At 57.2% G+C, this 8,951-nt stretch carries 7 protein-coding genes; 5 read left to right on the top strand and 2 right to left on the bottom strand.

Annotated features, from left to right (window positions below; genetic code table 11):
• Positions 1 to 10 precede the first annotated feature (10 nt).
• Entirely contained in the window at positions 11 to 280 is a 270-nt protein-coding gene (locus HM1_RS14185; RefSeq protein ID WP_012284096.1) for a SpoVG family protein, read from the top strand.
• A 270-nt stretch (positions 281 to 550) separates the two neighbouring features.
• Positions 551 to 2,986, top strand: a complete 2,436-nt coding sequence (locus tag HM1_RS14180) for a DUF4855 domain-containing protein (RefSeq protein ID WP_041314091.1) — start codon at positions 551 to 553, stop codon at positions 2,984 to 2,986.
• A 144-nt stretch (positions 2,987 to 3,130) separates the two neighbouring features.
• Here the strand turns inward: HM1_RS14180 and HM1_RS14175 are convergent, their stop codons facing one another.
• On the bottom strand, positions 3,131 to 3,697 hold the full coding sequence (locus tag HM1_RS14175; protein ID WP_148207147.1) for a hypothetical protein: 567 nt from the start codon (positions 3,695 to 3,697) through the stop codon (positions 3,131 to 3,133).
• A 305-nt stretch (positions 3,698 to 4,002) separates the two neighbouring features.
• On the opposite strand from HM1_RS14175, the gene HM1_RS14170 reads away from it, so the two are divergent.
• The 3 genes from HM1_RS14170 (at position 4,003) to HM1_RS14160 (ending at position 8,022) form a co-directional block, all read left to right on the top strand.
• Entirely contained in the window at positions 4,003 to 5,601 is a 1,599-nt protein-coding gene (locus HM1_RS14170) for a spore germination protein (protein ID WP_012284092.1), read from the top strand.
• Positions 5,602 to 5,711: 110 nt separating this feature from the next.
• Positions 5,712 to 6,800 (top strand): GerAB/ArcD/ProY family transporter, encoded by a 1,089-nt coding sequence (locus HM1_RS14165; protein WP_041314088.1) that lies wholly within the window; start codon positions 5,712 to 5,714, stop codon positions 6,798 to 6,800.
• A gap of 1 nt (position 6,801) precedes the next feature.
• The gene (locus HM1_RS14160; RefSeq protein ID WP_041314085.1) at positions 6,802 to 8,022 is read left to right on the top strand and encodes a Ger(x)C family spore germination protein; all 1,221 of its coding nucleotides are present in this window, start codon (positions 6,802 to 6,804) and stop codon (positions 8,020 to 8,022) included.
• Positions 8,023 to 8,083: 61 nt separating this feature from the next.
• On the opposite strand, the gene HM1_RS14155 is transcribed toward HM1_RS14160, so the two are convergent.
• Positions 8,084 to 8,893: a UbiA family prenyltransferase gene (locus HM1_RS14155; protein WP_012284088.1), complete on the bottom strand. Its 810-nt coding sequence runs from the start codon at positions 8,891 to 8,893 to the stop codon at positions 8,084 to 8,086.
• Positions 8,894 to 8,951: the final 58 nt, after the last annotated feature.

Raw genomic sequence — 8,951 nt, 5'->3', positions numbered from 1 at the left:
TGGAGGAGACATGCATTATGGGGACAGCAAGATAAAAGCTATCTTCTCAGTGACTTTCGATAACGCCTTTGTCGTCCACGACGTCAAGGTGGTGGAGGGTCCCAATGGGCTGATCGTGGCCATGCCTAGCCGCAAACGGCCCGATGGCAAGTACTGCGATATTTTTCACCCCATCTCCACCGATGCCAGAGAGGTCGTCTCTTCGGCCATCATGGCGGCCTACAACGAAGCGGTGGCGCAAGCCAGCCAGGACGGCGTTACGGCAGACGTTACGGCCTAGAAGGGCGTCGTTCGTGGAAAGGATGGCCTTGCAGTCAGTGAACGCGGTGTGTTTCACCGAGTCGTACAGAGCCGACCGTTGCCTATGGCGCAGCGGTTTTTTCTTTTTTTAGGGGGCGATGGGCTTGCCATCCCTTGAAAGTGTCATTTGCTCAGCCGCTATGTGGGAGCATGTCGGTATTTTGAAATAAAAGGAAAAGAAAAGGGATTTGTTTTTTTATGTCGAAGTCAGTTTCATCATCTAAATCCAAACGGGGAGAACGGCACAATTATGAAAAGAAAACTCTTGGCTTCTTGTATGGCCGCATGGGTTCTGGCAGGTTCCGGTCTGGTCCTGCTCACCGTGGCTTTCGCCTCGCCCGGCGAGGCGGAGCCTGCGCTGTTGCAACCGGCGGCGGATCGACCGTCGGCGCTGCCAATAAATGCGCAGACAGAGCCCGCGCTCAGGCGGATCGACTTCTTTTCCCGACTGTCGAATGCGCTCGGTGTCCTACCGATCTTTCCGCCAACAGCCTCTTTTGTCGATGTCACGCCGACTTCGCCCGACTTTGGAGCGGTTGAGGCGTTGGCCCGCCTCGGCCTGATTTCCGGCATTTCGCCGGGCCGCCTGGGCGCCGACGAGGTGATGCGCCGGCAGGATGCGGCGCTGCTTCTCTGGCGCGCTTTGGGAGACCGGCAGGAACAGGGCTATGGGGATCCTTTGATCGATGAAGGGGAGATCGCCGATTATGCCCGACAGGCCGTCCGTTACGCTGTTCAAAAAGGCTGGCTGCAGGCCCGAGAGGGACGGTTTCGCCCCTGTGACGGACTGACCTTGTCTGAAACAGAGCGGATGATGGAGAGGTTGCGCATGGATCGTAAGGCGCAGGCCCTGCGCGCCATCGCCGTTACATCAAAACGCCAGGTTGGCCTTTGGCCGGATGAGATGAAAGCAGTGGAACTTCCACCCGGTCACCCGGAGCAGTGGACGCCTGAAAAAGGGGTGCCCTTGGGTTTTACGCCTGTTTTCGGCGTCGATGATCCGAAGCTCGGCCGTTTGTCCGGCGATGGCGGTTTTACGCTAGGCCCGCAGGCGAAGCGGGGCTTGGTCACCGTCAATGCCGGTCTCACCAGTTATCCCTTGGAGGTTGACGCCTACACGGCGTCGAGACCAAGAACCACACCGCCAGCGAGCGGGGAACGGGCGAAGGAGGAAAAAAGGTCCGGTGAGGGACCGCTGGCACCCACCGCGTTTTCTGTCCAGGTCAGCCAGCATGCGCCCGATCTCGCCTTTCAGCAACTGGAGTCGAAACACTACCCCGGACCCCAGGGGGGGCTGGCCTCGCCGGATGAGACCTGGACAGGCTTTCTCCGCCAAGAGGGCCGCGACGTGCTGATCGACCTGCAGCGATTGCGATCGGTGACCGGTCTTTCTTTAGAGTTTTTGCAGGACAAACAGGCAGGGATCCAGATGCCTTCGCACATGCAAGGGGCTCTTTCTCCGGATGGGCAGAACTGGTTTTACCTGGGTGAGGTACGCCACAGCCTTTCTCCCTCTGATGGCACGGTGCAACAGCGTGTTCTGGGCTTTCGCTTCCCGGCCTTAAATACGCGTTACATAAAGCTCAGCTTCCCTGTCGATGGCTGGACCTTTGCGCGGCGCTTGACCGTCGAGGCCGCCCCATCGCCGGCGAAACCGGTGCTGCTGAGCCCCGATGATCAGGTCGTCAAAACGGCGAAGGGCTATCTTCAAATCCCCGGCGTCAACGACATTCTGCTCGTGTACACAGGTCACCACGGAAAAGCCGGAACCTGGACGAGTGACGACTTCCTTCCCATGATTGCCTACCGAAACCGCCAGGGCTACCGGGATCGGATGTTTGACACGATGCTCTTTCTCCCCTACAGGGAAACGGGCAGCGTCAAGGAAAAGTGGATCGCTTACCTGGACGATCTCTTCACCCCCGGCATCCAGTTGAGCGCGCTCAACGAGGCGGTTGCCGAGATGAACCGTATCCTGGGGACGGCCCATACAGTGAAGGTGATTCTTACCCTGCCTTATCCGGACAGCCAGGAACGGAACTTCGGCAACCTGGCAGAAAAAAGCCCCTCTCTTTCCTTCGATCCCGCCCATGTGGGTCGCGAACAGGCGCTGGCCAACCGGCTGGCGGCGCTGAAATGGTATTATAAGGAGCTGAACGAGCGTTGGCAAGCCGCCAGGTTCGATAATCTCGAACTGGCCGGGATCTACTGGTACGCTGAAACAATCGACGGCCACATCCCCGATGAGACGCAGCTGGTGCAGGGGGCTGCGCGCATCGTCCGGGCTGACAACCGCGACTTCTACTGGATCCCTTTTTACGGCGCGAAGGGCTATGAAAACTGGCGCTCTTACGGTTTCGAGTACGTGCTTCTGCAACCCAACTACTATGCGGACGAGATCAAGCCTGATGAGCGGATGGACCGGACGGCGGCGCTGGCGAAGAAGTACCGCCTCGGCATGGAACTGGAGATCAGCGACCAGGTTTTCGATTCGGTCAGCCACTATAACGCTTTTTACAAGCAACTGGATAGGGCGCACCAGCTCGGTGTCGATGGGGATATGACCAACGCCTACTACGCCGGCTCGAAAACCCTTGTGCGGGTGAGCAACAGCAGCGATCCTAAGATCCGAGCGATATATGATGATCTGTACCGCTGGATCCGGGGGACCTACCGTCCGAAGTAAGTGCGTCTACGCAGAGGTCAGCGAAAAAGCCGGAAACATACCGATAAGAATCGGCAGCAAAAAAGGCCCCCCGATGATACGTGGTGTCCACGAACATCGGGGGGTCTTTTTTGCTGCAGCCGGGAAAATGGCGATGACCCTTTTTTACTCCGGCCAGTTGCCCCCGGTGAGATGGTCGCGCAAATCGACCAAGACACCTTCCTTGCGGGGGCGTTCGCTGGAAGGGCTGATCGGTTCACCTGCCCGCGCCGACGCGATGTCGAGGACAGGTGAGGCGGCAGCTGCAGTAACGGTGGCGGCCATTTTCGGGACGGTCGGTTCTGCTTCAGGTAATTCACCGTCGCGGAATTGGCCTTTGTTCATGGCATACAGTTGTTTTTCCAGGCGTTCGACCCGATCGGCCATCTTAAAGACGCTTTCCGTGACCCGGTTGCCGAAGGCCTTCATGGCAGGGGAGACGGCTTCGTCGAAGAGCTTGACGGCGACCATCGTTTTTTGGGTGATCGACATTTCGACCACATTGCGCACTGTCGATTTGATCATAGATTCCAGTTCGGGACGGAGTTGTTCCAAGTTATCGCGGGCGATGGCGTCATCGATCAATCGCAAAAGGATCTCGGGAATCGGTTCGCCATGCAAATCGGACTGCCCTTCTAGCCAGTGGATCCGTTCCGGTGAAAGCTCCAACGTGATCTTTTTCGACCTAGTCAAATTGGAAAACCCCTCTCTTGTCAGGTAGATGCCTATTGTTCTCGGGTTTCCAGATATCGCGCGCCCTGTTTCCATTTTAACGGAAATGTTTTGGAATTGTCGAGGGCGGTTGATCCGACTGTGCCTTCCTTTCAAGGGCCGTCACGGAAATTATAACAAAAAATTAACCATCACAACAGATAGTGTGGTTTATCACTACCGGAAGCTCTTTTGGTCTATGACCGTCTTGGCATCTGCTTTTGCTGAATGAACGGGCATGTCACCTTATCCTTCGGGGAAAAGCTATTGGAGGGTGAACTGGCGTAGTGGAAGAGCATAAACAGAGCTTTTGGGAAACCTATCTCTATAAACACCGCAAAGATGAGATCCCGCCGCCAGACGATCGTTCCGGGAAGGTGGAGCGGGCTCTGCCGGCCTCGCTGGAGGCGACGAAGGATGCGCTCAAAAAGGCACTCGGCGAGCCGAAAGACCTCTTCTTTCGACCGATCGAAAATCCAGCGCTGGGCCGGAAGTTTCTCCTCGCCGCCATCGAAGGGCTGATCGACAAAAAAGAACTCGCCCTACATGTGATCGAACCGTTGCAGAGTGCGCCGCCCCAGGATGAATCTTCTGATATCTTTGAGATACTCGGGCAAATGGTCATCTCCGTCCCCAACTGGCAGAAGATCAAAACGCTTGATCAGGCCAAAAGCCAACTTCTCGACGGTAACACGCTCCTCTTCGCCGAGGGGTTGTCATCAGGCCTTGTCATCTTCAATCACCAGTACGAACACCGGACAGTCGGCGAGCCCATCACGGAACAGGTGATCCGCGGCCCTATCGAGGGGTTTGTCGAGGCCATTCGCGTCAATACGGCCTTGTTGCGCAAGCACATCAAGGACGAACGCTTGCGAGTCGAGTCGATGACGATCGGGCGGCGGAGCAAGACCAAGGCGGTCGTGGCCTATGTGGAGGGGATCGCCTACCCGCCGCGGATCGACGCCGTCAAGGAGGACCTGAAAAGCCTCGATATCGATGTGGTTCATGATGTGGCCGAATTGTCGCTGTTGCTGCAGAAGCGTTCCTTCAACATCTTTCCCCTCAGCCTGACGAGCGAACGGACAGACCGGGTGTCGGCTGCCTTGATGGAAGGCCGCATCGCCGTTTTCATTGACAATTCGCCGGCCGCTATGGTGGTGCCGGCCATCTTCATCGATTTCTGGCGCACCCCGGAAGACTACTACTATTCTCCTGTCCTGGTCACTTTTTTCCGCATCTTGCGCATGATCGTCGGCAATCACCTGACCATGATGCTCCCGGCTCTGTACATCTCCTTCACCGAATTCCCGACAGGGATCATCGGCTCCCAACTGATCTTGAACATGGCCGCCTCCCGCGAGGGGATCGCCTTCCCTCCGACGGTGGAGGTGCTGCTCATGCTGCTCATGCTGGACATCATCTTGGAGGCGAGTCAGCGGCTTCCGCGCATTGTCGGCGGTGCCGTCACCATCGTCGGCGGCCTGATCCTGGGCCAGGCGGCCGTCCAGTCGAAGCTGGCCTCTAACATCATCGTCATCATCGTCGCTGTCACAGCCATCACGAACCTGACTGTCTCCAACCTGTCCATGCTGCAGGCGATGCGGCTATTGAAGTACTATTTTATGATCTGGGCGTCTTTTTTTGGTGTCGTCGGCGTCGTATTCGCGGCGACCACTGTGCTGGCCTATGTGGGTTCCTTGAAATCCTATGGCGTTCCTTACCTCAGCCAGATGTCGGCCATCCACCTTCGCGACCTGACCGATACGATTTACCTCTTTTCACCAAAATGGCGGACAAACCGTCCGCGCACCTTCAAGGCAGAAGACGGTCAGCGCTGGGACACCAAGTCGATGAAATACAACGAAGACAGCATGGATGATGTGTAACCGGGCGATTGTGAACAGCCTTAGAGAGGCCCTCGATTGCAAAGAGAATCGCAAGTGCATCCTTGAGATGAAGCGTTGGAGAGGGTAACGTGTACAGGGAAGAAATTTCCATGATCCAGATCGGTCTCCTGATGGGCTCCTTTTTCGTCTCCGGGGCCGGTCTCTATTACCACGGTTTTTTGCTGCACAGCGTTGCCTACAATCCATGGGCGCCCCTGTTGTCGGGGGTTGCCCTGTCGGTGATTCCCTTGGCTCTCGCCTGGCGTTTTTGCGCCCGCTTTCCTCGTGATAACATCGTCGGTGTCGCCCAAAAGCTGACAGGGCGCTGGCTTGGCATCATGATCACGCTGCCGTTGGTTCTCTTTCATCTGGCTTTGCCTTGGCCTGTTTTTCGGATTGCCGCCGAACTGCTTGTGGACGTACACCTGAATCAGACGCCGCCCATCGTCCTTTCCACGATCCTTTTAGCCATCGCCTGTTGGCTCGCCTTGATGGGGACGGAGGTGGTCACGCGGACCAACGACGAGCATCTGGTGATCATCTTTCCTTTGACGGTGGTCATGTTTTATCTCTCCATCGCTGACATCCGACCGGAACTGGCACTCCCGCTGACCCAGTTTGACTTTTCCTACTGGGGGCGCCTTGATTTTTATGCCTCCTTAATGGTTTTTTTTGGTTTTAGCCTGCCCTTATTTCTCAATGACGCCCTGGGTCACAGCAAAAAAATGTACTGGGTGATCCTCGCCGTGACCATCGTCGGGGCTTTATATCTGCTATTCACCCTCTTCTTGATCATCGGAACCTTGGGGATGGAGATGGCCTCCAGTTTTGAACAGCCCTTGAAAGTAAAGATGACCACCCTGCGCCAGATGGTCTTTTTTGAACGGGTCGACATCTTCTTGGTGTTGCTCTGGATGTTCCCGACCATAACGGCCATGGGGGCCATGATCGTCACAGGGGCGCGGGCTGTTGGGCAGTGGCTGAATCTGGCCAATTATCATCCTGTCATCTATGTGTATTTTGTGATCGCCCTGCTCGCCCGTCCATGGTTTGAAGCCTTCCAACACTCGACACAGTTTCTGCGTTGGCTTGGCCCGTTATGGGGCGTTTTTATGATCGCCACGGTGGGCCTCCTGTTGATCCTGGCCCGCTTCCGCCGGGAAAAGACAGTGCCATCTGCCGGAACGGAGGGCGAGTAAGATGGTTAGACGTCGGACGTTAAGGGCCTTGCTGGCGGTTCTGTTGAGCCTATTGCCTACCCTTGTCGGCTGTTGGGACAAGATGCCCATTGAACGGCGTTTGATGGTGATGAACATCGGCTTTGATCTCGGTGAAAAAGAAGCACTCGCCTTGATACCGGATATCCATAATCCAAAACAGTCTGAATCGAACACCCAGCCAAGCCCGCAGAAAACGGCCGGTCCGCCCACCCTTTCGCCGCGGCTGGAGGGAACGACCATTGACGATTGTATCGAATACTCCAAAAGGATCATGCCTCGCCTGTTGGATTTCGGCTTGGCCGGCACGATCGTCATCAGCGAACGGGCAGCGAGGAAGGGTATTTTTCCTTTCCTATCCTGGAGCATGTTTCAAGCGCAGTTGCGCCATAACGCCTATGTGCTGGTGTCGGAATCGGATCTGCAGACCTTGTTTTCGTCAAAGACGATCACCCTGGAGGGAACCCAAGGCGGAAATATCTTGGTCAGTCAACTCAACGCGGAAAACCGCTCTGCCGGGATCGCCCGGGCCTTTCTCTGGGATGCCTACCGGACCTATCTGGACAAGACAGGTTGCATCACCGTCCCTTATATCCGGGCTGAAGGGGGACGCATTATTTACAATGGTTCCGCCGTCTTTCATTATGATAAGATGGTCGGCACATTGAACGGCTCAGAAACGGCGCTCCTCACCATGATCACAGAGGAGCGGACCCCTTATTTGTATACCTATCGCTTCGAAGCGCCGGGCGGAGCCGGTGAACAAAGCAGCGGCGGCGGCGGCGGGCGGGACCCTCAGACGAAAGGCCAGATGGAGGCGCGTGATGACAAGGTCAGTGATATCACCGTGCGTATTCAGGATGTCAAGCGTTCCTACCGCGTTCGCCGGGAAGGGCCGGGCCAGTATGCGGCGACGATCCGCATCGACATGACAGGGATGCTCTCCGACGCCAACCCGCCCCAAGTCCGCTATACCATGGAGGATTTTGATGCCATGGGTGTGCAGGGGAGCCGGGCTATCGTCAGCGATATGCATCGCTTGCTGGAAAAGACGCAAAAAATGAATGCCGATGTGCTGCACATCGGCCGCTACGTCAGGCCCATCGACATCCAAGAATGGCGTGACCTGAATTGGTTTGAGATCTTTCCCAAGATACCGGTCACCTTTGAGGTGACCCTTCAGGTGCAAGGGGCTACACGTTGATGCATTTGTCTGTAGAATGCGAAGAGGCGAGCATCGCCTGGGGCGGCCCCTGTCACGCCTATCACCGGCTGAGACATGCCCCCACGATCACGACGGCGGCGAGCCAGTGACCGGGATACCCCCCTGCTTGGTCTATCTTCCAGGTGATGGCCTGCTGGAGGATATGAAGGGCAGCCGGTAGAGAGAATAGGAGGTAGAGCGCTTTGAAACCGAAGAAGTAGGGGAGCGGAAGCAGGACTGCCGAGAGGGCGAGGACATTGCCGATGAAGCGGCGCGCCTTCGCGAGAGACAGGGCGGGCAACGTCCGGAGGCGGTCCCGGTCCCCCTCCAGGTCCCGCTCATCGCTGATGATCCTGGTCGCCAGGTGCAGGACGCCGATCGCTTCCCCCAGCAAAAACAGGCGGGGGGAGAGGGGGCCTGGCGCGGCAGCCGAGCCGAGTAGAAAGGCCGAGAAGACGAAGACGAAGACCGATATCCCCCTCCCGATCCAGTGGCGCGCTGTCAGCCGGTGTGTCTGCGGAATGGCCACAAAGGCGGATAAGGCGGCCAGCGCCATCGCTCCCGTCCGGTCATGCAGGGCTGACGCTGCGGCAACAGCCAGGAACAGGCAGATCATTCCGAATGTGCGGGCTGCTCGCACAGAGAGCCGTCCCGATGGCAACGGCCGCTCGGGGTGATTGATCCGGTCTTCCGGCAGGTCCTCAACGTCATCGAAGGCATAGACGCCAGCCACGAAGAACAGCCCGGACAGCCCTGCCAGGGCGAGGGAGATGGCAGCGCCCCCTTCGATAAACCCGGCGGCGGCTGCGGTGGCGCCGTAGCGCAGGGCGACAAGGGGGCGACCCAGGGTCCAAAAGTCGATCCAATGCATCAGCAACCTCCTTTCATCACCAATAGCCTGCCCTTTGTTGACACTGATTTTTCGCCTC

The sequence above is a fragment of the Heliomicrobium modesticaldum Ice1 genome, from assembly GCF_000019165.1.
Classification (GTDB): domain Bacteria; phylum Bacillota; class Desulfitobacteriia; order Heliobacteriales; family Heliobacteriaceae; genus Heliomicrobium; species Heliomicrobium modesticaldum.
This window is presented reverse-complemented; position numbering and strand designations above follow the sequence as displayed.